The 24,700-nt window shown below is 69.9% G+C and carries 22 protein-coding genes, 1 tRNA gene and 1 pseudogene; 13 read left to right on the top strand and 11 right to left on the bottom strand.

Annotation, left to right across the window (positions count from 1 at the left end; all coding sequences use genetic code 11):
* Positions 1-89 precede the first annotated feature (89 nt).
* Positions 90-901, bottom strand: a pseudogene (locus tag GGQ96_RS05010) (IS3 family transposase); the annotation flags it as partial.
* Positions 902-1,049: 148 nt separating this feature from the next.
* Between GGQ96_RS05010 and GGQ96_RS05005 the strand changes: the two are divergent.
* The 4 genes from GGQ96_RS05005 (at position 1,050) to GGQ96_RS04985 (ending at position 5,229) form a co-directional block, all read left to right on the top strand.
* Positions 1,050-1,973, top strand: coding sequence for a hypothetical protein (locus GGQ96_RS05005; RefSeq protein ID WP_184112059.1), 924 nt, complete (start codon positions 1,050-1,052; stop codon positions 1,971-1,973).
* A gap of 81 nt (positions 1,974-2,054) precedes the next feature.
* Positions 2,055-2,378 carry a helix-turn-helix domain-containing protein gene (locus GGQ96_RS05000; protein ID WP_184112057.1) on the top strand — a complete coding sequence of 108 codons (324 nt, stop codon included), beginning with the start codon at positions 2,055-2,057 and terminating at the stop codon, positions 2,376-2,378.
* Positions 2,375-3,619, top strand: coding sequence for a HipA domain-containing protein (locus tag GGQ96_RS04995; protein WP_184112055.1), 1,245 nt, complete (start codon positions 2,375-2,377; stop codon positions 3,617-3,619). The genes GGQ96_RS05000 and GGQ96_RS04995 overlap by 4 nt, the downstream gene beginning before the upstream one ends.
* Positions 3,620-3,918: 299 nt before the next feature.
* Positions 3,919-5,229, top strand: coding sequence for a site-specific integrase (locus GGQ96_RS04985; protein ID WP_246360036.1), 1,311 nt, complete (start codon positions 3,919-3,921; stop codon positions 5,227-5,229).
* 193 nt (positions 5,230-5,422) lie between these two features.
* Here the strand turns inward: GGQ96_RS04985 and GGQ96_RS04980 are convergent.
* Together GGQ96_RS04980 and cpdR are read right to left on the bottom strand one after the other, a co-directional pair.
* Positions 5,423-5,497, bottom strand: a tRNA-Val gene (locus tag GGQ96_RS04980).
* A gap of 61 nt (positions 5,498-5,558) precedes the next feature.
* Entirely contained in the window at positions 5,559-5,936 is a 378-nt protein-coding gene (gene cpdR, locus GGQ96_RS04975) for a cell cycle two-component system response regulator CpdR (RefSeq protein WP_184112051.1), read from the bottom strand.
* Positions 5,937-6,026: 90 nt separating this feature from the next.
* Here cpdR and GGQ96_RS04970 point away from each other — a divergent pair, with 90 nt between their 5' ends.
* A complete protein-coding gene (locus GGQ96_RS04970) occupies positions 6,027-6,869 on the top strand; it encodes an N-formylglutamate amidohydrolase (RefSeq protein WP_184112049.1) in 843 nt (280 codons plus the stop codon).
* A 201-nt stretch (positions 6,870-7,070) separates the two neighbouring features.
* Here the strand turns inward: GGQ96_RS04970 and GGQ96_RS04965 are convergent, their stop codons facing one another.
* The 3 genes from GGQ96_RS04965 to GGQ96_RS04955 all read right to left on the bottom strand — a co-directional run bounded on the left by GGQ96_RS04965 (position 7,071) and on the right by GGQ96_RS04955 (position 10,234).
* Positions 7,071-7,607 carry a cytochrome b gene (locus tag GGQ96_RS04965; RefSeq protein ID WP_184112047.1) on the bottom strand — a complete coding sequence of 179 codons (537 nt, stop codon included), beginning with the start codon at positions 7,605-7,607 and terminating at the stop codon, positions 7,071-7,073.
* Between the two features lie 374 nt (positions 7,608-7,981).
* On the bottom strand, positions 7,982-8,755 hold the full coding sequence (locus GGQ96_RS04960) for a SapC family protein (RefSeq protein WP_184112045.1): 774 nt from the start codon (positions 8,753-8,755) through the stop codon (positions 7,982-7,984).
* A gap of 36 nt (positions 8,756-8,791) precedes the next feature.
* The gene (locus tag GGQ96_RS04955; protein ID WP_184112044.1) at positions 8,792-10,234 is read right to left on the bottom strand and encodes an FAD-binding oxidoreductase; all 1,443 of its coding nucleotides are present in this window, start codon (positions 10,232-10,234) and stop codon (positions 8,792-8,794) included.
* A 69-nt stretch (positions 10,235-10,303) separates the two neighbouring features.
* Here GGQ96_RS04955 and GGQ96_RS04950 point away from each other — a divergent pair, with 69 nt between their 5' ends.
* Together GGQ96_RS04950 and GGQ96_RS04945 are read left to right on the top strand one after the other, a co-directional pair.
* A complete protein-coding gene (locus tag GGQ96_RS04950) occupies positions 10,304-10,810 on the top strand; it encodes a hypothetical protein (protein ID WP_184112042.1) in 507 nt (168 codons plus the stop codon).
* Between the two features lie 111 nt (positions 10,811-10,921).
* The gene (locus tag GGQ96_RS04945; RefSeq protein WP_184112040.1) at positions 10,922-12,346 is read left to right on the top strand and encodes a DEAD/DEAH box helicase; all 1,425 of its coding nucleotides are present in this window, start codon (positions 10,922-10,924) and stop codon (positions 12,344-12,346) included.
* Positions 12,347-12,361: 15 nt separating this feature from the next.
* Here the strand turns inward: GGQ96_RS04945 and GGQ96_RS04940 are convergent, their stop codons facing one another.
* Complete coding sequence (locus GGQ96_RS04940; RefSeq protein ID WP_184112038.1) at positions 12,362-12,748, bottom strand: hypothetical protein; 387 nt, start codon at positions 12,746-12,748, stop codon at positions 12,362-12,364.
* Positions 12,749-12,971: 223 nt separating this feature from the next.
* Here GGQ96_RS04940 and GGQ96_RS04935 point away from each other — a divergent pair, with 223 nt between their 5' ends.
* Positions 12,972-14,066 carry an esterase-like activity of phytase family protein gene (locus GGQ96_RS04935; protein ID WP_343058923.1) on the top strand — a complete coding sequence of 365 codons (1,095 nt, stop codon included), beginning with the start codon at positions 12,972-12,974 and terminating at the stop codon, positions 14,064-14,066.
* Positions 14,067-14,076: 10 nt separating this feature from the next.
* On the opposite strand, the gene GGQ96_RS04930 is transcribed toward GGQ96_RS04935, so the two are convergent.
* From GGQ96_RS04930 to GGQ96_RS04915, 4 genes are all read right to left on the bottom strand, one after another.
* Positions 14,077-14,433: a GntR family transcriptional regulator gene (locus tag GGQ96_RS04930; protein WP_184112036.1), complete on the bottom strand. Its 357-nt coding sequence runs from the start codon at positions 14,431-14,433 to the stop codon at positions 14,077-14,079.
* Positions 14,434-14,468: 35 nt separating this feature from the next.
* Positions 14,469-15,035 (bottom strand): nitroreductase family protein, encoded by a 567-nt coding sequence (locus tag GGQ96_RS04925; RefSeq protein WP_184112034.1) that lies wholly within the window; start codon positions 15,033-15,035, stop codon positions 14,469-14,471.
* Positions 15,036-15,315: 280 nt separating this feature from the next.
* On the bottom strand, positions 15,316-16,707 hold the full coding sequence (locus tag GGQ96_RS04920; protein ID WP_184112032.1) for an ATP-binding protein: 1,392 nt from the start codon (positions 16,705-16,707) through the stop codon (positions 15,316-15,318).
* Positions 16,704-17,369 carry a response regulator gene (locus GGQ96_RS04915; RefSeq protein WP_184112030.1) on the bottom strand — a complete coding sequence of 222 codons (666 nt, stop codon included), beginning with the start codon at positions 17,367-17,369 and terminating at the stop codon, positions 16,704-16,706. Before GGQ96_RS04915 ends, GGQ96_RS04920 begins: the two co-directional genes overlap by 4 nt.
* 117 nt (positions 17,370-17,486) lie before the next feature.
* On the opposite strand from GGQ96_RS04915, the gene GGQ96_RS04910 reads away from it, so the two are divergent.
* The 5 genes from GGQ96_RS04910 to GGQ96_RS04890 all read left to right on the top strand — a co-directional run bounded on the left by GGQ96_RS04910 (position 17,487) and on the right by GGQ96_RS04890 (position 24,611).
* Positions 17,487-18,026: a hypothetical protein gene (locus GGQ96_RS04910; protein ID WP_184112028.1), complete on the top strand. Its 540-nt coding sequence runs from the start codon at positions 17,487-17,489 to the stop codon at positions 18,024-18,026.
* Between the two features lie 64 nt (positions 18,027-18,090).
* Complete coding sequence (locus GGQ96_RS04905; RefSeq protein ID WP_184112026.1) at positions 18,091-19,395, top strand: glycoside hydrolase family 130 protein; 1,305 nt, start codon at positions 18,091-18,093, stop codon at positions 19,393-19,395.
* Positions 19,396-19,434: 39 nt separating this feature from the next.
* Positions 19,435-21,690, top strand: coding sequence for a diguanylate cyclase (locus tag GGQ96_RS04900; RefSeq protein ID WP_246360179.1), 2,256 nt, complete (start codon positions 19,435-19,437; stop codon positions 21,688-21,690).
* Positions 21,691-21,765: 75 nt separating this feature from the next.
* Positions 21,766-22,911, top strand: coding sequence for a Gfo/Idh/MocA family protein (locus GGQ96_RS04895; RefSeq protein ID WP_184112017.1), 1,146 nt, complete (start codon positions 21,766-21,768; stop codon positions 22,909-22,911).
* Positions 22,912-23,021: 110 nt separating this feature from the next.
* Positions 23,022-24,611 (top strand): lysine--tRNA ligase, encoded by a 1,590-nt coding sequence (locus GGQ96_RS04890; RefSeq protein WP_184112016.1) that lies wholly within the window; start codon positions 23,022-23,024, stop codon positions 24,609-24,611.
* The last annotated feature ends 89 nt before the right edge of the window (positions 24,612-24,700 follow it).

The raw sequence follows: 24,700 nt of genomic DNA, 5'->3' as shown, positions 1-24,700 counted from the left end.
CATCTGGCTCAGATTGCATGCCGCGCCGATGATTGTCGGCGCATGGATATCTGCTGGCCAAAACCCGCCGCTGCTTCCCGACATAGGACGTTGTCGCTCACGATCATCAGCGGCGGTGCGCCCCTGGCCGCGATGATGGCGTCGAGCTCGCGGGCGACACGCGCGCCTGACAGCGAGGTGTCGACCACCAGCGCCAGACATTCGCGCGTGAAGTCGTCGACCACCGCCAGGATGCGGATGCGCCGGCCGCTGATCAACGTGTCGTTGACGAAGTCGAGGCTCCACCGCTGGTTCGGGCCTTGCGGCAGCGCCATGGGCGCTCGGGTGCCCATCGCTCGCTTGCGGCCACGCCGGCGCCTGACCCGCAGGTTCTCCTCGCGGTACAGCCGCAGCAGCTTCTTGTGGTTCATGACCAGCCCCTCGCGGGCCAGCATGATCCCCAGCCGTCGGTAGCCGAAGCGGCGCCGTTCGGCTGCGATCTCGCGCAACCGCGACCGCAGGTCGCCATCATCACTACGCCGGGGCGCATAGCGCACCGACGTCCTGTCCACGCCGAAGATGGTACACGCCCGACGCTCGCTGATGCCGAACAGCTGCCGAGCATGCTCGACAGCCTTCCGCCGAGCGGCGGGCTTCACCAGTTTTTTCCCGCCACTTCCTTCAGCACGGCGTTGTCCAGCATGGCATCAGCCAGCAGCCGTTTGAGCCGGCCGTTCTCCTCCTCGAGCACCTTCAGCTTGCGTGCCTGCGACACGTCCATGCCGCCATACTTCGCCTTCCAAGCATAAAGCGTCGCGCTGCTGATCCCGTGCTTGCGGCAAACGTCGGCGGTCTTCATCCCGGCCTCCTGCTCGCGCAGCACCGCGATGATCTGCTCCTCGCTGAACCTGGTCTTCTTCACATCCGTCTCCTCACGAAGGCGGACTCTAGCTCAAACTGGCAGAGTTTCAGGGGAGCACGTCACACGCCGCCTGATGCGGGAGAACGGCGGTACCGAGGAGGATGCCGTCGCTCTATGCCAGCGCATCCACGTCATGGCATTCCTAAGCATGACGCAGACTGAGTTCCCGGAGCCGAACGCCTGCCTGTTCCAGCACGGTCCTGGCGGCCGCTGGCAGCCAAGCCCCGTTCTCGACGGCATCGAGGCCTTTCTGGACGACTGGAACAAGCAAGTCGAAGAGGACGGCCGGCCGGAGGACCGCATCGTGGGCGTCATCCTCGACTCTGCCGTGTCGATGGCAGGCTTCGAGTTGGCCAACTCGGAGGCGGCCAGTAACTTCCTCTTCCACCTGAACAGATTGTCTTACCGGCAGAAGATGTTCTGGGCGGTGATTGATCATACGCCCAAGGACGCCGCGCGGAAGACCGAGGACGCCGCGATCGAACGACTTCGTGGATCCGCCATGTGGTCTACCACGCCACGCTCGGTGGTCGAAGTGCGACTCGCCGGAGCGTCCGAAAACCTCGAGACAGTCCGCGCCGTTCATCCGGGCCTGACGGACCGCGATGTCGTCATCGTCGAGGTAGCCAAGGCGAACTCGCTCGGGGCGGATCTTCGGCCTCGCGCACTGCTGAGGCGCAGGGAGGAAGGCGCCTATGACCACATCACGGCCGACTTCCCAGGCATCTTCGGTACGGCGTTGCTCCAGCCACGAGGCAAGAAGGGCGTGCATACGGAGGACCTCCGGAAAGCAGTGCTCTCACTTCTGGCATCGTTCGACGGCGGCAAACCCAACACGGTCATCGAACGGGATGCGCTTCGTGCCGCATTCAACACGACGAAGGCCTCCTGTGCGGTCCTGGCCACGATCACCGACGAGGTAGACGGCGAGAAAGCGAAAACGCCAGGCACTCTGGCCAAGGAGCTGGCGCTGATAAGCAAGGACGGCTTGATCGATACGCGCCGGGGCAAAATCCGGATCGTCAACCTCGGCTTCGACCCACCGGAGCCGATTGCAGAGGCTGCTGAATAGCACCGCTGTACTGGCTCATCGGGTCGTCCGTATATGGCCTCTAAAGTTGCCAAAGCGGCAATTACAGGCCATATACGGACAATGATGTATGCGCCGAGCGAGATCTCTGTCGAAATCGGCCAGAAGGTTCAGCGCCGCCGATTGGCGATGAACCTGACACAGGTCGATGCGGCAGCCCGCGCCGGAGTCTCCTATCGCACTTGGCGGCGCCTGGAGACCGAGGGCAAGGCGTCGATCGACGACCTCGTCCGCGCGGCCGTGGTGCTGCGGTGCGAGCAGGATCTGTTCGCCCTCTTCCCGGAGCCGGTGGCCAGTTCGATGGATGCTCTGCTGGAGCAAAACCGGATGACCGAACGCACGGCGCCGAAGCGTTGCCGCCGTGCAGTGTCGAGGATTCCATCGTGAAGCTGAGGCCGGGGGCACCACTGGGGCTCGCGCTGGCGTTCGACGATGCCATGCCCGCTGCGCCAGCCGGCCGGGTCGTAATGGCCGGTGGCGTCGCCCAGCTCGAATGGTCGCCCGACGTGATCCGCAGCGGCTTGCTCATCGCCCCGCTGCTCTATCCTCCCGAACCGGGCTTGCACGCCACGCGGAGCCGGTCGTTCGGCGGGCTGCACGGCTTTCTGGCGGACAGCTTGCCCGATGCCTGGGGACGGCTGTTGCTGCGACGTCGCCTCGCCAGGATCGACGTCCAGTTCGACACGCTGAACCCGGTCGATCAGCTGGCGATCATCGGCGCCGGTGGCCGTGGCGCGCTGGTCTATCAGCCAGCCACCACGCCTGACGATGCGATCGGGACGATCGATCTCGATGCCCTGGCCGAGGAATCGCGGTTGCTCCTCGCCGGGGACGAGGGCGCACTGGTCGACACGCTGGCGGCGCTGGGCGGCGCGTCGGGCGGCGCTCGTCCCAAGGTTCATGTCGGCTTCGCCCCCGATGGCGCGATCAGCGTCGGCGAGGCCGCGGATGGCCATGACGCCTGGATCGTCAAGTTCCGCGCGACCGGCGATCCGATCGACATCGGTCCGGTCGAGGAAGCCTATGCGCGCATGGCCCGTGCCGCCGGCCTGACGATCGCGGAATCCCGCGTACTGCCCGAGCGCGACGGACCTGGCTATTTCGCGACGCGCCGCTTCGACCGACCGGCCCCCGGGCGCCGGCTGCACATGGTATCCCTCGCCGGGGCAGCCGAAGCCCCGTCCGAGATGCCGAGCCTCGACTATGACGGATTCCTGCGCGCGACCCTGGCGATCACCCGCCATGCCGGCGACGTCGAGCAGGCCTTCCGCCGCATGGTCTTCAACGTTCTGTCACACAACCGCGACGATCACACCCGGCAGCACAGCTATCTGATGGGACTGAGCGGTGAGTGGCGCCTCGCCCCAGCCTATGACCTGACCTTCTCGGTCGGTCCAGGCGGTGAACACTATCTCGCGGTCGAAGGCGAGGGCCGCACGCCGACCCGCGCGCACGTCCTCGCGCTGGGCCGCCGCCATGGCCTGTCGGATCGCGTCATCGGCCAGATCATCGACCAGACGCGCGGCGCGCTGACCGAATGGCCGGTGATTGCCGCGGATGTTGGCGTCACCGTCTCGCGACGCCAGATCGCGGATCGCTTGAAGGTCACCGACGACCACTTCGGGTGAGAAGAAGGCCCTGCACGTGGGGGTTACCCACGTCAGGAAGGAAAAGACATGATGAGCATCGACGCGGACGCCGGCGGCACCCTCGCGATGACGCCGGGGACCGGCCCGGTCCTCCCCCAGGACATGATCGACGCGGCAACCGCCGACGCCATCCTGCGGCTCGACCGCAAGATCGCCCGTGCGATCCAGACGGGCCGGGGCATCAACCTCAAGTCGGAGGATCTCGACCTCCTTACCCTGGTGGGTGCAGTGAACCTGCTCGGAAAGGCGCGAAGCGAAATCCTAAAGGAAAAAGCGCAGTGCCGGCACCGAAAGTTTTCTACCGCCGGGGTGAATTCCACCTCGATCACCTCCGGGGCAAGGGCGGTGAGGTCGTCAGCCCGGACCTCTACATCTGCTGGTACGACCCGGTCTCCGGCCGAATGCAGCGACGCAGCACGGGCACGGCTGATCTTTGCGTAGCAACCGAGGTGCTCGACCGTCACTATCTGGCGTTCCACCAGCCTGCCGATGACGACAAGGCGTACTACACGGTCCATCAGGCTATGACGGACTATTGGACGCTGCACGGTGCCGAACAGGCCAGCGCCGACGCAATCCGTGCCCGGCTGAAACTGGTGAACCGGTTCATCGACCATGAACTCAAGGTCGGTGTGTTGCGTGAACCCGTGCCGCCGAAGGTCCTGGACTCCGAATGGCTGAAGCGATTTCGCCATTGGGGGACCGAGATCGATCCCGTGACCCAGCGGCGGCGTGACCCGGCGACCGGCGGATGGACCGTATCGACCCGCAAACGGGCGAAGTCGACGGTCGAGGAGAGCATCATCCAGCTCAAGGCAGCCTTGCGATTCAACGTGAAGCGTATGGAGGCGGTGCCCGAACTGAAGCACCTGCCCCGCGCCGCCGTGACGCCGGAGCGCAACTTCCGTCTCTCGCTCGACCAGATCGCCGAGATGCTCGACTATACGGCGGAAGGAGACCCGGAGCTCAGCCCGGCGCATCCAGCACGGCTGATGCCGCTGCGACGCTATCTGATCGGTGCGATCTGCACGCTGGCGCGGCCGGATGCGCTCTATGACATCTCGGTGCGGCCCGACCGACAGCAATGGCACCGCAACGCCAGCGTGCTCGACCTCAACCCGGCGGGGCGGATCCAGACGCGCAAAAATCGACCAGCGCTCCCCGTCACATCACTCCTGGCGAACTGGCTGGAGGCGACGGACGACCGGCTGGTCTGTCACGAGAGCGTGGTCGAGAAGGATGAGGACCGTTGGCTGGTCCAGCGGCCCGTGGCGGACGTCAAAAAGGCGTGGAGCGTCATGGCAAGGCATTTCAAGGTACCGATCGGTTTCGGCCCCAAGCTGATGCGCCACAGCATGGCGACTCTGATCGCACAGCGCGGCGTCTCACAGCAGGAAATCCCGCTGGCGCTCGGCCACACGGTGCTGCCCTCCTCGACGCGGCACTACGTGATCTTCAGCCCAGAGTATCTGTCGGAGACCCGACAGGGGCTGGAGGACATTGCGTCCGAGCTGGCCCGGAAGATAGCGATGCCGCTTTACGCAAAACCCACGCAAGTCGGTCCCGATGGACGGCGGCGGCGGGTATGATGGCCAGTCGTTTTCACGCCATCGCTGCCGCTCCCAATCCGCTGGCGCAGCCGCCCTAGTGCCCTCGAGGCCCCCGTGAGCCCGGATGTTCCACTCGGCATGACACGCAAAAGCCACGCAAAACCGCGACGCGCAACTCGGGGGCATGAAAACCAAAAACCCCGCTAAGCCGTTGGCCTAGCGGGGTTTTCGATGGTGGGCGTGGCAAGGATTGAACTTGCGACCCCTGCGATGTCAACACAGTGCTCTACCACTGAGCTACACGCCCGCCGGAGGTGGCCCTTTAGCCGGGGGTTTTCGGGGGTGCAAGCCCCATTTTGCATCGGGACTCAATTCAGGCCCGATGCGTCATGGCGGTCGAACAGCCGATCGACCTCCGCCACCAGGTCGCGCAGGTGGAAGGGCTTGGACAGGACACGGGCGTTGGGCATCGCCTGTCCCACTTTCAACGTCACCGCCGCGAAGCCGGTGATGAACATCACGCGCAGGTCGGGGGCCAGTTCGTTGGCGCGGCGCGCCAGTTCGATGCCGTCCATCTCCGGCATGACGATATCGGTCAGCAGCAGGTCGAATCGCTCCTGCTCGAGAAGCGGCACCGCCGCCGTGCCGCGATCAACCGCGACCACCGCATAGCCCGACCGCTCCAGCGCGCGGGCCAGATATTCGCGCATCACCTGATCGTCTTCAGCCAGTAATATCCGGATCATCACCTTGCCCCGCAATCGGACGCCCTCTTAGCCGATCCAGCTTAACAATTTCAGTCGAATCCGTACCGAAGCGGCTTTAGGATCGACGGGATGAGGCGGTCGTTCGACGAATGGGGAAGCATGCCGCCGGCCGGGCCGGTGGTGCTGTCCGTCTCGCATGCCGGGACCGACTATCCCGCCGAATTGCGCGCCGCGCTGCGGGTTCCCTCGGCCGCGCTCCAGGGCCTGGAGGATCGCCGCGTCGATGCCGTCGCCCATGCCGCGCGCGGCGACGAGCCGATGCTGGTCCAGCGGCTGGGCCGGGCCTGGATCGACCTCAACCGGTCGGAGCGCGAGCGCGACCCGCGCGTCGACGAGGGCGCCCCCCCGCTGCGCCGGCCGATCCTATCGGCGAAGCTGCGCAGCGGCCTGGGGCTGGTGCCGCGCCGGGTGACGGGGGCGGGCGACCTGTGGGCGCGCCGCTTCACCGCCGCCGAGGTCGAGGCGCGGATCGTCGCCGATCACCGCCCCTATCACGATCGGCTGGAGGCGCTGCTGCTTGCCGCGCGCGCCCGCCACGGCGTCGCGGTCTTGCTCGACCTGCACTCGATGCCGCCGCTGGCGGAGGACGGGCCGCAGGTGGTGATCGGCGACCGTTTCGGCCGCACCGCCGCCGGCCGCTTCGCGCGGGCGCTGGAGGCGGAGGCGCGCGCCGCCGGGATCGGCGTCACCCGCAATACGCCCTATGCCGGCGGCTTCATCGTCGAGCGGCAGGGCGCGCCGGAGCGCAGCATCCATGCGGTGCAGGTCGAACTGGACCGCCGCCTCTATCTCGACGCCACGCTGGACGAACCGGGCGCAGGGCTGGCGGCGACGGCGGCGCTGGTCCGGCGGATGATCGATGCGCTGGCGACGGAGGCGCTGGCCATGGCGCTGCCGCACGCCGCCGAATGACATAAAAAAACCACCTCGCGCGTGATCGCAGCGAGGTGGCCAAGGTTCAGGGAGGAGACACGCTGAAAGCGTGTCGTACAGCGCCGCGAAAGGGGGGACACGATGCCGTACAAGGCATAAATGGGTGACCCGGCTTTTGGTTCAAGCATCGATTGCGAAAAAATGTGCGGACCCCTGTCTTACCCGGATCAACCCCCCGGATCAGCGGTCGAGCAGGGGCGCCATGCGCGCCAGCATCCCGTCGCGCAGCAGGACACGGTGGCGCAACGCCGCCGCGACATGCAGCAGCACCAAAGCGAGCATCAGCCAGCCGAGCAGTTCATGCGCCTCATGCCCGAACCCGCCCGCCGCGCGTCCGACCGGCAAAGGCGGCACCTGCGCCAGCCCGAACCAGGAGGTGGGCCGGGGCATGGGCCCGCCCGAGACCATCAGCCAGCCGGTCAGCGGCATCGCCACCATCAGCAGATAGAGCGTCCAGTGGGTGGCGTGGGCGGCCGCGCGCTCCCAGCCGGGGGTATGCGCGGGCAGCGGCGGCGCCCTGTGCAGCAACCGCCAGCCGAGCCGCGCCGCCGTCAGCCCCAGCACGGTCAGCCCGACCGCCTTGTGCAGCGCCATGCCGCCGATCGCATCGTGGAGCAGGCCGATCGCCAGGTTGACGATCACCAGCGCGGCGATCGTCCAGTGGAACAGCATCGCCACGCGCGAGTAGCGCAGAACAGCATCGCGGCGATCGATCATGGGCCCGGCTCCAGCCCGCGCGGCGCGGGGAGCGGGCCGACGGAGCGTCCGGTCTAGCCGCGCGGAGCGGGCAGGGAAAGGGTGGCGCCGGCCGTCACGGAACGGGCCGCGACGCTGTTCCGATCGCCCGACGTCGCGCGGCCGGGCGGCGGCCGGAGGCCTCTACCCGGTTGACCTTCTGCGGCCACCAGCCGCCGCCGGAGTGGTAGGATGGCCGTGCGAGGATCGCATCACAGGCCGGAGCCGGACCTGACAGGGGTCGCCAGTGCGGGAGTTCGCGCCCTCGCGTGAACCCCCTGGCGGCCCGCCGGGGCAAGGCGGGGCCCTGCGCCGCCACGCCGCCCCCGCACGACCGGCGGGGGCGGCGGGAGGGATCAGAAGCTCGGCTGCATCTGCGGCGCGGCGACCTTGCCGGCCTGCGCCTGGCGCGCGAAGATGTCGCGCATCAGCGACAGCGAGAACAGGTGCGCATAAAGCAGCGGCAACATGCCGGACTGGCTGATCTTGCGCAGCTGGTCGCCGCGCAGGTCGGCGAGCTTCTTCTCGTCGATCATCTGGAAGCCGCGATAGATGAAGGGCTGCTCGCCGCCGTCCATCTGGATCGTGACTTCGCCGTCCATCAACAGGCCCAGGTCCTTCAGTTCCTTCATGAACATCTGGGTGCGCTGGCCGGCCTGCTCGAACTGCTCGTTAAAGGCCAGGATGTCCTTGGTCAGCTGGCTCGGCTGGCCATCGGTGAACAGCGGCTCGCCATCCTCGAAGGCGCCGATCGTCTCGCTGGTCGGGTCGAAGCAGAGCGACAGGTCCTGGCTGTCGGGCCGCAGCCGCGCCAGCATATAGGGATAGCGGCGGATATAGGCGGGGACGTAGAAGTTCGTCTCGGTCAGCTTGCCGGCCTCGTCGACGAAGACGTTGACGCCCTCGTTCAGGCCCATCAGCGCCAACGGGATCGCATCCTCGCCGACCGAGAAGACGATCGGCATGTGGCGCTGGACCAGCGGGAACTCGTCGATCGTCACCGGGATCGCATGCTGGCCGGCCAGGAAGGGCGCGGTCTCGGCCGGGCGGACCTTCCAGTCCGCATGGGTCTCGCTCGAAAGCGGTTCGAGGCCGTTGTAGAAGAGCGGCAGTTGCGGCGCGCTGGCCATTTTTCGATCACTCCGGGAACAAAAGAACGCCTTGCCCTATTCCGCCGGCCGGGGCGGCGCAAGCAGCTTGCCCGGGTTGAGCAGCCCCAGTGGGTCGAGCGCCGCCTTGATCGTGGCGAGCGCCGCCAGCCGGCCGGGCGGGGCGAGGCGGGCGAGCTCCGTCGCCTTCATCTGGCCGATGCCATGCTCGGCCGAGATCGTGCCGCCCGCCGCCGTCACCAGGTCATGGACGAAGCGACTGACAACGGGCGCATCCTCGGCATACCAGCGCGCGCGGTCGGCGTCCCTGGGTGCGCGGACGTGGAAGTGGATGTTGCCGTCGCCCAGATGGCCGAAGCCCGAGGCGCGGGTCCCGGGAAACCGCGCGTCGCACGCCGCCGCCGCCTCGACCATGAAGCGCGGCATGGCATCGACCGGCACCGCGATGTCGTGCTGCGCCGCGGGGCCCTGCGCCCGCTCGGCATCCGACAGCGAATCGCGGATCGCCCAGAAGGCGTCGGCCTGCGCCTCGCTGGCGGCGATGGTCGCATCGGCGATCAGCCCGTCGGACAGCGCTTCGCCCAGAACGCGCTCCAGCAGCGCCTGTGGCGCCTCGGCGGCGGCGGCGGCGGCGGTCGCCTCGATCAGCAGATGCCAGGCATGGCGACCGGCGAGCGGCGCGCGCGCCTGGGGCCGCCACGCCAGCGCCGCGTCCAGCGTCTCGGCGGGCAGGATCTCGAAACTCTCGACCGCGTCGCTCGCCCGCTGGAACCGGCGGAGCAGCGCCAGCGCATCGGCCGGATCGGCCACCCCCGCCCAGGCGACGCCGCGCGCCGCGACCGCCGGCGCCAGCTTCAGCGTCGCGGCGGTGACGATGCCCAGCGTCCCCTCGGCGCCGATCATCAACTGGCCCAGGTCATAGCCGCGATTGTCCTTGCGCAAGGCCGCCAGCGTATCGATCACGGTGCCGTCGGCGAGCACCGCCTCCACCCCCAGCACCAGCCCGCGCATCGTGCCGAAGCGCAGCACCTGGGTCCCGCCCGCATTGGTCGAGACGAGGCCGCCGATCGTCGCGTTGCCGCGCGCGCCGAGCGTCAGCGGAAAGCGCCAGCCCTCCGCCAGCGCCGCGTCGTTCAGCCGCTCCAGGATCACGCCCGCCTCGACCACGGCAAGGCCCGCCCCGGCATCCAGCCGGCGGATGCGGTCCATCCGGCGCAGCGACAGGAGGAACGCGCCGCCATCCGCCGGCGGCGTCGCGCCGCCGACCATCGAGCTGTTGCCCCCTTGCGGCACCAGCGGCACCCGCGCCTCGGTCGCCGCCTGCAGGATCGCCACCACCTCGGCCGTGTCGCGCGGCGCGAGCAAGGCGGGCGCATGGCCGCGATAGCGCCGCCGCCAATCCTCCTCCCAGGGTTCGATCAGCGCCCGGTCGGTGACGATCCCGCCCGGGCCGAGCCGGGGCCGGAGGCGGTCGAGCATGGCGGTCTGGGCAGGGGTCATGACCCGCCCGCTAGACCGAGTTCATGACGCGTTCAATCTTCGCCGCTAGACGGGAAGCCTGAACCCGCCATGCCCTTTCCCCGCTTTCCCCTCCGCTTGCGCGCGATGCGCCTTGGCCATGGGCTGGTCCCGGTGGCGGGCTGGTCGTTCGCGACGGCGATGCTCGCCGCGCCGGTCGCCGCCGATCCGCCGGCGGTCGTGACCGCGCAGGTGCTGATCCGCGAACGCATCACCATCCGCCGGGTGCCGCGGATGCCGATCGCCGCCCCGACGCTGGCCACGCCGGTGCCGATGGTCCGCGGCTGGCGCGAGCGCAAGGGGCCGAAATGCCTGCCCGTCGACCGGCTGGCGGGCGCCAGCATCGTCGCGCCGATGGCGATCGACCTGCTGACCGTCGACGGCCGCCGGCTGCGCGCGCGGCTCGACCATGATTGCAGCTCGATGGACTATTATTCGGGCCTGTACATCCGGCCGGGCGAGGACGGGCAGGTCTGCGCGCGGCGCGACTCCATTCGAGTGCGGTCGGGCGCACGCTGCGGCATCGCGGCGTTCCGTGCGCTCGACCCGGTGCGCTGAGCCGCCCGCCGGCGCCACCGGGCACGCGAGTTTCCTTGACTTTTGACGGTAAATACGACAGCGCCGGGGCGCCTCGACACCGGTCGGCGCACCTTTTACCCGGACATGTTCATGCCCTTTGCCGATCTCGGCCTTTCCGACGAACTTCTCCAGGCGGTCACCGACGCCGGCTATAGCGAGCCGACGCCGATCCAGGCAGCCGCCATCCCCTCCGTCCTGATGATGCGCGACCTGATCGGCATCGCCCAGACCGGCACCGGCAAGACCGCCGCCTTCGTGCTGCCGATGATCGACATCCTGGCGCATGGCCGCAGCCGCGCGCGGATGCCGCGCAGCCTGATCCTGGAGCCGACGCGCGAACTCGCCGCCCAGGTCGCCGAGAATTTCGAGAAGTACGGCGCGGGCCACAAGCTCTCCATGGCGCTGCTGATCGGCGGCGTGTCGATGGGCGACCAGATCAAGGCGCTGGAAAAGGGCGTCGACGTGCTGATCGCGACGCCGGGCCGGCTGATGGACCTGTTCCAGCGCGGCAACATCCTGCTGACCGGCTGTTCGATGCTGGTGATCGACGAGGCGGACCGGATGCTCGACATGGGGTTCATCCCCGATATCGAGGAAATCTGCACCAAGCTGCCCAAGCAGCGCCAGACCCTGCTCTTCTCGGCCACCATGCCGCCGCCGATCAAGAAGCTGGCGGACAAGTTCCTCGACAATCCCAAGACGATCGAGGTGGCGCGCCCCGCCTCCACCAACATCAACATCACCCAATGGGTGGTGCCGGTGCCGGCCCAGTCGTTCGAGAAGCGCAAGCGGCTGCGCCAATTGCTGGGGCAGGACGAGGTGCGCACCGCGATCATCTTCTGCAACCGCAAGACGACGGTGCGCGAGCTGAACAAGTCGCTGAAGCAGCACGGCTTCCGCTCGGGCGAGATCCATGGCGACATGGAGCAGCCGCAGCGGCTGGCCGAGCTCGACCTGTTCAAGCGCGGCGACATCAACATCCTGGTCGCGTCCGACGTCGCGGCGCGCGGGCTGGACATCAAGGGCGTCAGCCACGTCTTCAACTTCGACGCGCCCTGGCATCCGGACGATTATGTCCACCGCATCGGCCGGACCGGGCGCGGCGGCGCGACCGGCGTGGCGTTCACCTTCGTCGCGCCCGACGATGCCGAGAATATCGAGAATATCGAGAAGCTGACCGGCCAGTCGATCGCCCGGCTGGAGCTGCCCGCCGTCGAGGAGGAGCCGCGTCGCGGCCGCCGCGACCGGCCCCGCCGTGCGTCGTCGGACGAGGCGGTCGCTGACGCCGCCGAGCCGGTAGCGCCGCGGCGCGAACGGTCGGCTCCCCGCGAGCAGGCTCCCCGCGACCGCGCGCCCCGCGAGCAGGCGCTCCAGGAACGCGCGCCCCGCGAGCAGGATCGTCCGGTGCGCAGCCGGCGCGACGATCGCAGCTATGCCCGCGACCGCGACGACGGTCCGGATATCGGCTGGAACGGCCCAATCCCGGCCTTCCTGCACGCCACCATCCCGCTCTGACCGCAGCGCCGCCCGCTATTGGCGGGCGGTGTCCGGGCCGGATGCCGGGCGGTCGTCCAGGGGATAGCCGGCCGCGGATCCGGGACAGAGGCCGGCCTTGAACCGGGCCATCAGCCCCGTGCGTCGCAGAGCGCGGAAATAGGCCCCGTTCTCACAGGACGCTTCGCTCCGGTCGACATTGCCGACACAGGCCTTGATACCGTCCGACGCGTCGCGCGGCAGCGCCCGGTCGAGCCGCTCGCGCGCGCCGCCGCCCAAGCGGGCCCGGAAGTCGTCGAGCCGCTGGAGCATGTCGGCCGGCGTAATGGTGCCCGTGTTCGAGGCGGCGCACGCAGGGGCCTTGTCGACGCCCGGATCGGGTGCTCGCGCGGCGATCAGCATCAGGGCGGGAAGGACGGGCATCGACACCTCCATGGCTGCGGCGCATGGGACATGCGCCGTCCCGTTTGTAGGCCGGCCCGGCGCTCCACCGCACTGACAAAGGCGTCATGATCATCGCCCGCTTCGGTTTGGGACCGTCCTGCGTATGGTCGGCGGTTCAACCGCTCGCTTTGGCAAGGCGACGATCTGAACTAATGGCGAGGCGGCCGGACTGACCGATGGCGCCGGGGCTGACAGGAGGTGCGTGGACGTGCGGATCATCGCGACGATACTGGCCACCACCGTCTTGTGGAGCTGTGCGGCCGCAGGCCAGGCCGCGCCGCCACCCCTGGAGCTGATCGCCGCGACCGCGATCCCGCAGGGCAGCCGCTTCCACGGCGTCGCGGTCGGCGGCCTGTCCGGCCTCGACCGGCTGCCCGGCGGCGACTACCTCGCCATCTCCGACGACAAGGGGGACGGGCGGCCGCCACGCTTCTACCGCCTGGCGATCCGGATCGACGCGCCGCGCCACCGGATGCGGGTGCGGCTCAAGCGGCAGGTCGTGCTGCGCGACGCGCAGGGCATGCCCTTTCCGACCGATCGCCTGGTGGTCGATCCCGAGGCCATCCGCCATCCTGGCCAGGGCCATGTCCTCTGGTCGTCGGAGGGCACCTGGCAGGACGACCCGGCCCGCCGGACCCAGCCCGCCATCGTCGAAAGCGACGCCAGGGGCCGCATCCTGCACAGCTTCGCGCTGCCGGCCGCCTATCTCTATGCCGACAACCGCACGCGCGGAGCGGAGTCCAACGGCGTGCTGGAGGGGCTGGCCGTCGCGCCGGACGGCGGCGTGTTCGCGATCAACGAGGTGCCGGCCTTTGAGGACCGGATGGCGGCCGGCGACGGCGACGCGCCCGCTCTCCACCGCCTGACCCGCTTCGATCCGAGGACCCGGCGGGCGACCGGGCAATATGTCTATGCGGTGCCGGACGCGCGCTACGCCGTGTCGGAGCTGCTCGCGGTCGACGACCACCGCTTCCTGACGATCAAGCGGGCGACGCCTTTCGACATGCGGCACGGTGTCGATGCGCGCATCGTGCTGTCGACGATCGCGCCCGGCAGTAGCGACGTGCTCGCCTGTCCGGCGGTGCCGCGCTGCGACGCGGTGCCGATGACGCGGCGGGTGCTGCTCGACCTGCCCGGCCACTATCGGGGCGTGACGATCGACAATCTGGAGGGGCTGGCCTGGGGGCCGAGGCTGGCGGATGGCCGCCGCGCGCTGATCGCCGAGGCGGACGACAATTTCAGCCGGGAGGAACGCTCGCAGTTCCTCGCCTTCGCCTGGTCCGATCCGAAGGAATAGGGGTGGAGGATCAGGCCCGCGCGCGCTGGAGGAGTTCGTCCCAGTCGAGACCCAGCAGGTCCACGGCCTCCTGGATGCGCGGCCAGTGAGTGGTCATGAAGGTGGTGCGCTCGGCGACGCGCAGCCGCTCCGCCGCGCCGGGCAGCACGAACATGCCGACGCCGCGCCGCACCTCGACATAGCCATCATCCTGGAAGCCCTGATAGGCCTTGGCGACGGTCAGCGGATTGGCGCCATGTTCGGCGGCGAAAGCGCGGACCGAGGGCAACTGGTCGCCCGAGCGATAGTCGCCGCGCAGGATGCCCGCCGCGATCGCGCCGCGGAGGCGGAGATAGACCGGGCTGTCCTCGCCGCTAAATGCTGTCATGGTGACTTAATACAGCATGGGACGCGCTTGTCGACTCACCAATGTGAAACGATTGCACCCAGATCGGGACGGGGCCGTTCGTCGAGCGCGCGCGACGGCGTGCCGATGAAGACGAAGCCGACGATCCGCTCGGGCGCCGCGCCGAAGCCGTCGCGCACCGCCTCCGACATGCTCGGCCAGCCGGTCAGCCAGCCCGCAGCATAGCCATGGGCGTTGGCGGCGTGGAGCAGGTTCATGCACGCCGCACCCGCCGACATCTCCTGCTCCCAGACCGGGATCGGCCGCCCCGCCTGCGGCGCCGACAGCACCACCACCAAGGCGGGGGCCTGGCGCGCGAACTGGTCCAGCCCCGCCAGCTCCGCCTCGCTCGGCGGTGGCGTAGCGGCGCGTCGGGCGTCCAGGATCAGCGCGGCCAGCCGGTCGCGATCCTCGACGATCACGAACCGCCAGGGCGCGAGCTTGCCATGATCGGGCGTGCGCGCGGCGATGGCGATCATCGCCAGCAGTTCGTCGCCCGAGGGACCGGGCGCGACCAGATCGCGCGGCTTGCCCGAACGGCGGGTGGCGAGAAAGGCGAGCGGGGTCGAGCGATCGTTGAGCATCATCGCCCCAGATAGCGTGGCGCTGCGGATATCCTAGAGGTGGGGGAAGGGGGCATCAGTGTCGGACCGCCTTCCTTGTAAGGGGATCGTTGCGAAATGCGGCCGCCTGCCTCCTGATGCACCACCCCGGCGAAGGCCAAGGTCCAGTCACGGCGCGATTGTAGTGATTCGCGAGCCTCCGCCAACTGGACCCCGGCCCTCGTCGGGGTGAAGTCGTGCGTTTTGCAACGATCCCCCGCCGGGGGGTATGTCCGACGGTCAGGACAGAGGGGAAAGTGCCTCACCCCGCCGGCAGCGTCACCGTCGCGGTCAGCCCTTCCCCCGGCGCGGTGGACAGCGCGAGCGTGCCGCCATGGAGTTCGGCGAGCTCGCGCGCGATCGGCAGGCCGAAGCCATGGCCTTCCCCCGCCTCGTCCAGCCGGACGCCGGGGCGCAGCGCTCGGGGGACCGAATCGGCGGCGATGCCGGGGCCGTCATCGGTGATCGCGATCCGCACGTCGGCGTCGCGCCGCTCCGCGGCGATCCGCACCTGTCCGCGGGCCCAGCGCCAGCCATTGTCGATCAGATTGCCCAGGATCTCCGCCAGATCCTGCGCGTCGCAGCGGACCGCCAGGTCGTCCGCCACCGACACCTGCGCGGCGATGCCGCGATCGGCATGGATGCGCGCCAGGGCCGCGACCAGATCGGCGACGGTCGGGGCGACCGCGACCGGCGCGGTCCCGGCCCCGCCGTCGCTGGCGGCGCGGGCGCGGCCGAGATGATGGCGGACCTGCCGCTCGGCGCGGTCGAGCTGCGCGGCCAGCCGCCCGTCCGGGTCGCGCCCGGCGAGATCGAGCCGCAGCGCCGCCAGCGGCGTCTTGAGCCCATGCGCCAGATTGGCGACATGGCCGCGCGCGCGCGCCAGTTGCGCCTCGTTGTCGTCGATCAGGGCGTTGAGCCGCTCGACCAGGGGCAGCAATTCGGTCGGCGGATCGACCGTGACATGGCGGCGGCGGCCGGCGCGCACCTCCGCCAACATGGTCGCGATCGTCGCCAGCGGGCGGAGGCCGATCCGCAACTGCACCAGTGTCGCCGCGCCGAGCAGCCCGCCGAGCAGCGCCAGCGTGGCCAGCAACGGCGCCAGCGCCGCCTCCACCGGGCGCTGGATCGCCCGACGCGGCACCGCCACCGCCACCTGGGCCGGCCCGGCGGCGGTGGCGATCGTCGCCCAACGGCCATGCACGCCGCCTTGGCTGGTGCGCTGGTCGAACGGCTGGCCCGCACCCGGCGGGGGGGGCGGGGCGCGCCCCGCGGGGGGCGGCTGGCGGCCGGGAGGCGGGGCCGGCGGCGGTGCCTTCGGCAGGCCGGGGCCCTCCCGCGCCGCCGGCGCGGGAGCCGCCGCCATCGGATCGAGCCAGGTCATGCCGGCCCGCGCGCGCGGCGTCACGATCCGCCAGGGCTGGTCCGACCCGCCCGCCAGCCGGGCGAGCAGCGGCGCGTCGAGCGTCCCGTCGTCGCGCACCGCCGCGCCATAGGCCACCAGCCGGTCGTCGAGGCGCGCATCGATCGTGCCGGTGACATAGCGTTCGAGGATGCCGGCGATCGCTATTCCCGCCACCGCCAGCGCGACCAGCGTCGCTGCGGCCGCGACCAGCGCCAGCCGCGCTCGCAGCGAGCGGGGTCCCCGGATCACGCCGCCCCCGCCGTCAGGCGATAGCCGCGCCCGCGCACCGTCTCGATCCGCTCCGCGCCGATCTTGCGGCGCAACCGGCCGACGATCACCTCGAGCGAGTTGGAGTCCACATCGGCATCGCCCTCGTAGACGCGCTCCAGCAGGTCGAGCCGCTCCACCACCACCTCGCGGCGCAGGATCAGCGCCGACAGGACGCGCCATTCGAAGGCGGTCAGCTTCAGCGGCAGGCCGTCCAGCTCGAACTGCCCGGTCTGCGCGTCGAAGCTGAGCGGTCCACAGCGGATCACGCTGGCGGCATGGCCGGCGGCGCGGCGGACCAGCGCGCGTAGCCGCATCACCAGCTCCTCGGTGCGGAACGGCTTGGTCAGGTAATCGTCGGCCCCCGCCTTGAAGCCCTGCACCTTTTCCGCCCAGGCGTCGCGCGCGGTCAGGATCAGGACCGGCAGGGTGCGCCCCTCGGCCCGCCAGCCGGCCAGCACCGACAGGCCGTCGCGCCCCGGCAGGCCCAGATCGAGCACCGCCACGTCATAGGCCTCGGTGCTGCCCAGATGCCCGCCATCGACGCCGTCGGTCGCCAGGTCGACCGCGAAATGCTCGGCGCGCAACGCCCGCGCGATCCCCGCGCCCAGCGCCGCATCGTCCTCCACCAGCAGCACCCGCATCGCATCCCTTTCCGTCACCGGCCCTATGCCGGGTGTCTAAACCGAAACTGAACCGCGCGGTTCAGTGGGGGTCGGGGGCGAATCGGTAGAAGGGGCCATCAACAAGGAGACGTTCCCATGCCCCCCATCTTCCGCAACAACCTGCGCACCGGCTTGGCTGGCGTCGCGCTGCTCGCCGCGGGCATCACCGGCGGCGCGGTGGTCGCCCGCTCGTTCGAGCCGGCGGTCGAGATGGCGCCGATGCGCGCCACGCCGATCCGGTCGCTGACCGCCGGCGATTCGGTCGTCACCGTCAAGGGCCGGGTGGCCGAGACCTTCGGCAACAAGTTCGTGCTGGACGACGGCAGCGGCCACGCGCTGGTCGATACCGGGCCCAGGGGCGACGACGCCAGCCTGGTCTCGGTCGGCGCGCCGGTGACGGTGCAGGGCCGGTTCGACCGGGGCATGATGCATGCCTCGTTCCTGGTCGACGCATCGGGCAAGGTGGTGGCGCTGGCCCCGCTCGCGCCGCCGCCGCATGGCCCCGGCGGCCCCGGCGGCCCCGGCGGCCCCGGCGGCCCCGGTGGCCCCGGTGGTCCGGGTGCCGGTCCGCGCGATCGCAACGCGCCGCCGCCGCCGCCCCCGGCCGGCGCCCCGGCGCCCGCCACCGCGGGCTGATCGGAAACCTGGTCATCGGTCGGCGCGTTCCGGGGCATCACTGCCCTGGAGCGTGCCGATCGTCATGTCGTCCTACCCCTCCGTCCCCGTCCAGCGTCTGTCCGTGAAGCTGGGGCCCGACCCGGCGCGGACGGTGATCCGTCCGTTCCTGCCGGCCGATCCGGCGGGCTTCGCGGTGCCCGGCCACCCGCGCCCCGCCCGCATCATCGCCCGCGTGCTGTCGCTGCCGGAGGCGGAACTGGACGACGAGCTCACCCGCGTCCGCGCCTCGCTGGACGAACGCCACCGCGATGTCGACGCGCTGCTGCTTCGCCAGTTCGACGCGGTGCGCGACCAGTTGCCCGACGCCGATGCCGTCAGCCGCTCGCACCGGCTGCTGATCGGCGGCTATCTGAGCGCCGAATATGCCTTCGAATCGGCGGCCCTTTTCAACCCCAGCATCGTGGGCCTGAGCACGGCATCGGACGGCGCGATCCGCTTCGTCCTGTCGCTGCGCGGAATCGGCGAAGGGCATCTGTCCTCCGTCGCCTTCCGCACCGGCTGCTGGCAGGCGGACGGCACGCTGGCGCTCGATCCGCCCAGCGAGACGGCGGTGCCGCCGATCGTCGGTCCCGCCACCGGCTGGCACGACCAGGATACGGTCCAGCTCGACTGCAGCGGCAGCCGCGAGCCGTCCGAGACCGTGCTGTTCCCGATCCTCGACAGCCAGGCGCGGGGGATCGAGGACCTGCGCCTCACCCCCTTCGCCCGCAAGACCGGCGAGACCACCTATGTCGGCACCTATACGGCGGTCGGCACCGACGCGGTGCGGCAGGAACTGCTCCAGACCGACGATTTTCGCACCTTCAAGATGCACCCGGTGCGCGGCGATCTGGCGGGGGCGAAGGGCATGGCGCTGTTCCCGCGCCGGGTCGGCGGGCGCTTCCTGGCGATCGGGCGGCAGGACAACGAGAATCTCTGGCTGTTCGGATCGGACGATCCATTCACCTGGACCGGCGGCCGCAAGATCCTGGAGCCGCGATATCCTTGGGAATTCGTCCAGATCGGCAATTGCGGCTCGCCGATAGAGATCGACGAGGGCTGGCTGTTGCTGACGCACGGCGTTGGCGTCGTGCGCAATTATTGCATGGGCGCGGTGCTGCTCGACCGGGATGATCCGTCGCGCGTGCTGGGGCGCCTGCCGGTGCCGCTCCTGGAGCCGGGGCCGGAAGATCGGGATGGCTATGTTCCCAACGTCGTCTATAGTTGCGGCGCGTTGCTGCGGGGGCGGACGATGCTGCTTCCCTATGGGATTGCCGACGAATATACCCGCTTTGCCACGATCGACATCGACGCGCTTCTCGCGGCGATGGAGAAAGAGCATCTATAACAACGAATTAACCTCCGAAGTTTAGGATGAGCCGTGGTGATGGAATCAGGGCGAATCGACGGCGAAGGGGTGGCCAGGCGTCCGATCGGGACGATCGGGATCGCCGCGCTCGCCTATTGGGCGGCGGCGTCGCTGTCGCTCGCGGCGATCGGCGGAGTGCAGGGAGTGGCGGCGATGTGGCCCGCCGGCGGCGTGCTGCTCGCCGCGTTGCTGCTGCTGCCGCCGCGCTACGCGCCCGCCACGCTGCTCGCCTGCGCCGCCGCCAGCATCCTCGCCAATCGCCACGCGGGCATCGACCTGCTGTTGTCGGTCGGCATGACGGCGGCCGATCTGGCCGGATGCTGGCTGGCGGCGGTGCTGATCCGACGCTGGGGCATCGCCCGGCCGTCTTTCATCCGGCCCCGTGACGTCGCGCGCTTCACCGCCGCGACCCTGATCGCCGGCCTGGCCGATGGCGCGATCTGGGCCGGGGTGGGTGGCGGGGAATGGCCGTCGATCCTGGCCTGGTTCACCACCGCCACCCTGGGCATGCTGATCGTCACGCCGATGGTGCTGACGACGGCGGCCTTGTTCGACCCGGCCGAGGTTCATGTGACCCGCCCCCGCTCGGCCAGCGAGGCGGTCGCGCTGCTGGCGCTGCTCGCGGCGGTGACGCTGGCGGTGTTCGCGCAGGGGCGGTTCCCGCTGCTGTTCCTGCCGATGGTCGCGCTGCTCGTCGCCACCTATCGGCTGGGTCCGTTCGGCGCCGCCGCCGGGGTCACGATCGTGGCGATCGCCGCGGCGGTCGCGATCAGCCTCGGGATGAGCCCGGCGCACCTGCACGCCGGCTCCTCGGTCGAAGCCGCCTTCTTCCTGCAATTCTACCTGCTGGTGCTGTTCGCGACCGCCTTGCCCTTCGCCGCGCTCCAGTCGGCGCGCGCGCGCCTGATGGCCGAGCGGGCGGAAAGCGAACGGCACCATCGCCTGCTGGCCGAACGGTCGAGCGACATCATCGGCCGCATGGCGCTGGACGGCACCGTCGTCTATGCCTCCCCGGCCACGCTCCGGGTGCTGGGCTACAGCCCGGCCGAGATCCTGGCGCAGGCGCCGGCGACCTTCATCCATCCCGAGGACCGCGACGCTGTGATCGCCAACTGGCGCGGCCTGGTGGCTGGGCGGCCCGGCCATGACATCTGCGTCTATCGCCAGCAACGCCGCGACGGCAGCTATGTCTGGCTGGAGGCGGCCTATCGGCTGGTGCCGGCGCAGGACGCGACCGGGCCGTGGTCGAAGGGGCAGGCGGCGGAGGTGATCATGTCGATCCGCGACATCAGCCGCCGTCGGCAGGCCGAATTGCGCGCCGACGCGGCCATGCACGAACTGCGCGACGCCAACCGCCTGCTGGGCATGGCCGCGCGGATCGCCGGGGTCGGCCACTGGCGCTATTCGCTCGAGACGGGGGCCATGACCTGGAGCGCGGAGGTGTTCCGCCTGCACGGCCTGTCCGCCACCGACCCGCAGCCGACGCTGGAACAGGCGCTGGCCTTCTACCATCCCGACGACATGGCGCGCGTTCGCGCGGTCGTCCGGGCGGCGATGACGGCCGGGGGCGAGTTCGAATGCGCCGCGCGCATCCGGCGGGGCGATGGCGGCATCCGCCATGTCGTTATCCGCGGCGGCGGCGAGACGCGCGGCGACGGCGCCTCCGCCGCGCTGTTCGGCATCATCCGCGACGTGACCGAGCAGGTCGAGGCCGAGGCCGCGCTGCGCGCCGCGCATCTCGCCGCCGAGGCGATGGCGGAGCGCGCGCTGCGGTTGGTCGATACCGACGCGCTGACCGGCGTGGCCAGCCGCCGCCGCGCGCTGGCCATGCTGGACGAGGCGCTGGCCACCGCGCAGGGGCGTGGTGAGGGCCAGGCCGAACCACTGGCGGTGGCGGTGCTCGACATCGACCATTTCAAGGAGGTCAACGACCGCTGGGGCCATGCCGAGGGCGACCGGGTGCTACGCCGCGTCGCGCGCGCGGCGGCGGAGGCGGTGCGCGCCACCGACCTGGTCGGCCGGCTGGGCGGCGAGGAATTCGTGGTGATCTTCCCCGGTGCGGGCGAGACGGCGGCGCTGGCGCTGGTCGAGCGGCTGCGCAGCGCGATCGCGACCAGCGCCACCGGTCCAGCCGACGGACCGCCGGTCACCGCCAGCATCGGCATCGCGCTCTATCGGCCCGGCGCGACCGCGACGTCGCTGCTCGGCGATGCCGACCGCGCGCTTTACCGCGCCAAGGCCGAGGGGCGCAACGCGGCGCGCTTCGCCGCCTGAGCCGATCCGGCCGGACCCGTTTCCGGGCATGCGCGTTCCCCGCGCCGACCACGAACCGGATCGAGAGGAAGCGGCATGAGCATCGGTACGTCACTGGGCCTGGGCGGCGACGGCAGGCACGAGCGAAAGGTCCGCTATGCGATCGTCGGGCTGGGCGACATCGCGCAGGAGGCGATGATGCCGGGCATCGCGCATACCGGCAATTCGGAGCTGGTCGCGCTCGTCTCCGGCGATCTCGACAAGGCGCGGCAGGTGGCGGAGACCTATGGGCTGGACGCGGTCTATGCCTATGAGGACTTCGGCGAGCTGCTCGCCTCCGGCACGATCGACGCCATCTATCTGGCGACGCCCAACTGGCGTCACGCCGAATTCGCCATCCCCGCGCTGGATGCCGGCATCCACGTGCTGTGCGAGAAGCCGCTGGAAATCTCGGTGGAGCGCGCCGAGGCGATGCTGGCGGCGGAGCGTCGCTCCTCCGCCAAGCTGATGACTGCCTATCGCCTGCATTTCGAGCCGGCGACCATCGATGCGATCAACCGCATCCGGGCAGGCGAACTGGGCGATCTGATCGCCTTCTCATCCTGCTTCGCGCAGTTGCTCGACCCCGCCAACCACCGGGCGAGCAACGGGCTGAAGGCCGGGCCGCTGTTCGACATGGGACCCTATCCGATCAACGCGATCCGCTATCTGTTCGGCGACGAGCCGGAGCAGGTCGTCTCCGCGATCGGCGCGCGCCATGCGCAGTCGGGCTATGCGCAGGATTTCGACGACACGGTCGCGGTGACGCTCAGGATGCCGGGCGGCGCGATCGCGCAGTTCGTCGTCAGCTACTACGCCAACACGGTCGACAGCCTGGTGATCGCGGGCACCAAGGGGTCGATCCAGATGCGCCCCGCCTATGGCTTCGGCATGGCGCTGCGCCATCAGCGGATCATCGGCGAGGACGAGCGCGAGGCCAGCTTCGCGGAAACCGACCAGTTCGGCGGGCAGATGTATTACTTCTCCGACTGCATCCTGCACGACCGTCCGGTCGAACCCGACGCGGAGGAGGGGCTGGCCGACCTGCGCGTGATCGAGGGGATCGTGCGCGCGCTGGAGACCGGCGAGCCGCAGACCCTGCCGCCCTTCACGCGCAGCCGGCGCATCGATCCCGACCAGGTCCAGGGGCTGAGCCCGGTCAAGGCACCCGACCTGATCAAGGTCAGCGATCCGACGCGCTGATCCCGCCCCGGCGTGGCGGTGCTCCTGCGCTCCTGCTTTCGCGGGAGCGCGGACCTTTCCGGCACGGCCGGGGCTGGCAGCGTCGGATGGGGGGCGCTAGGAGCCGGGCCATGACCGACGACGCGATGCAGTTGCGAGCCGAGGCGCTCGCCTCCAAGGCCTGGCCCTATGAAGAGGCGCGCAAGCTGCTCGCGCGCTGGCCCGAGGGAAAACCCGGCGATGCGCCGATCCTGTTCGAGACCGGCTATGGCCCATCGGGCCTGCCGCACATCGGCACGTTCAACGAGGTGCTGCGCACGACCATGGTGCGCAATGCCTTCCACGCCCTGTCGGACCGGCCGACCCGGCTGATCGCGTTCAGCGACGACATGGACGGCCTGCGCAAGGTGCCGGACAACGTCCCCAACGGCGCGATGCTGGCCGAGCATCTCGGCAAGCCGCTGACCCGCATCCCCGATCCGTTCGGCACGCACGACAGTTTCGCGGCCCACAACAATGCGCGCCTGCGCGACTTCCTCGACCGCTACGGCTTCGACTACGAGTTCGCCTCGTCGACCGACTATTATAGCGCGGGCCGGTTCGACGACGCGCTGAAGCTGGTGCTGCGTCATTTCGACGCGATCCAGGGCGTGATGCTGCCGACGCTGCGCGCCGAACGCGCCGCCACCTATTCGCCGGTGCTGCCGATCAGCCCGAAATCCGGCGTCGTGCTCCAGGTGCCGATCGAGGTGGTCGATGCCGAGGCGGGGCTGATCGCCTTTGACGACGATGGCGAGCGGATCGTGCAGTCGGCCCTGGGCGGCCTGTCCAAGCTGCAATGGAAGGTCGACTGGGCGATGCGCTGGGTCGCGCTTGGCGTCGATTACGAGATGGCGGGCAAGGACCTGATCGACTCGGTGATCCAGTCGGGCAAGATCGCGCGCGTGCTGGGCGGCCGCCCGCCCGAGGGCTTCAACTACGAGATGTTCCTCGACGAACATGGCCAGAAGATCTCCAAGTCGAAGGGCAACGGCCTGTCGATGGAGGAGTGGCTGACCTATGGGCCGGAGGAGAGCCTCGCCTTCTTCGCCTATCGCGAGCCGAAAAAGGCCAAGCAGCTCCACATGGGCGTCATCCCCCGTGCGGTGGACGAATATTGGCAGTTCCGAACCAATTACGCGACGCAGGAGCTGAAGCAGCGACTGGGCAATCCGGTCCACCACATCCATGACGGGCTGGTGCCGGACGAAAAGCTGCCGGTCAGCTTCGGCCTGCTGCTCAACCTCGCCAGCCTGCCGGGCGTCGGCGACCGCGAGACGATGTGGCGCTTCCTCCAGCGCTATGACGCCGCCCTGACGCCGGAAGCCAATCCGGCGCTCGACCGGCTGGTCGGCTATGCCGTCGCCTATGCCCGCGATTTCGTCGCCCCGACGCTTCAGCGCCGCGCCCCGACCGAGGGGGAGGCGGCGGCGCTGCGCGACCTGGACGCGGCACTGGCCGAGCCGGTGCCGGCCGATGCGGATCTCGCCGCGACGCTGCAGGACCGGGTCTATGAGATCGGCAAGCGCCATTACGGCAAGGAGGCTTTGCGCGACTGGTTCGGCGTCCTCTACGCGACGCTGCTCGGCGCCGCGCAGGGGCCACGCATGGGCAGCTTCTTCGCGCTCTACGGCGTCGAGGAATCGCGGCGGCTGATCGCGGAGGCGCTGTCGCAGGGGTGAGGAGAGGGCGCGTTCCGTCGATGGCCTTGACCACGCCTTACCACCCCGACGAAGTCCAGGGTCCAGTAACGCAGCGCGCCTGGTCGACC

The sequence above is a fragment of the Sphingomonas abaci genome (assembly GCF_014199625.1).
Taxonomy (GTDB): Bacteria; Pseudomonadota; Alphaproteobacteria; order Sphingomonadales; family Sphingomonadaceae; genus Sphingomonas; species Sphingomonas abaci.
The sequence above is the reverse complement of the archived record's forward strand: the minus strand, read 5'-3'. Positions and strand labels throughout refer to the sequence as shown.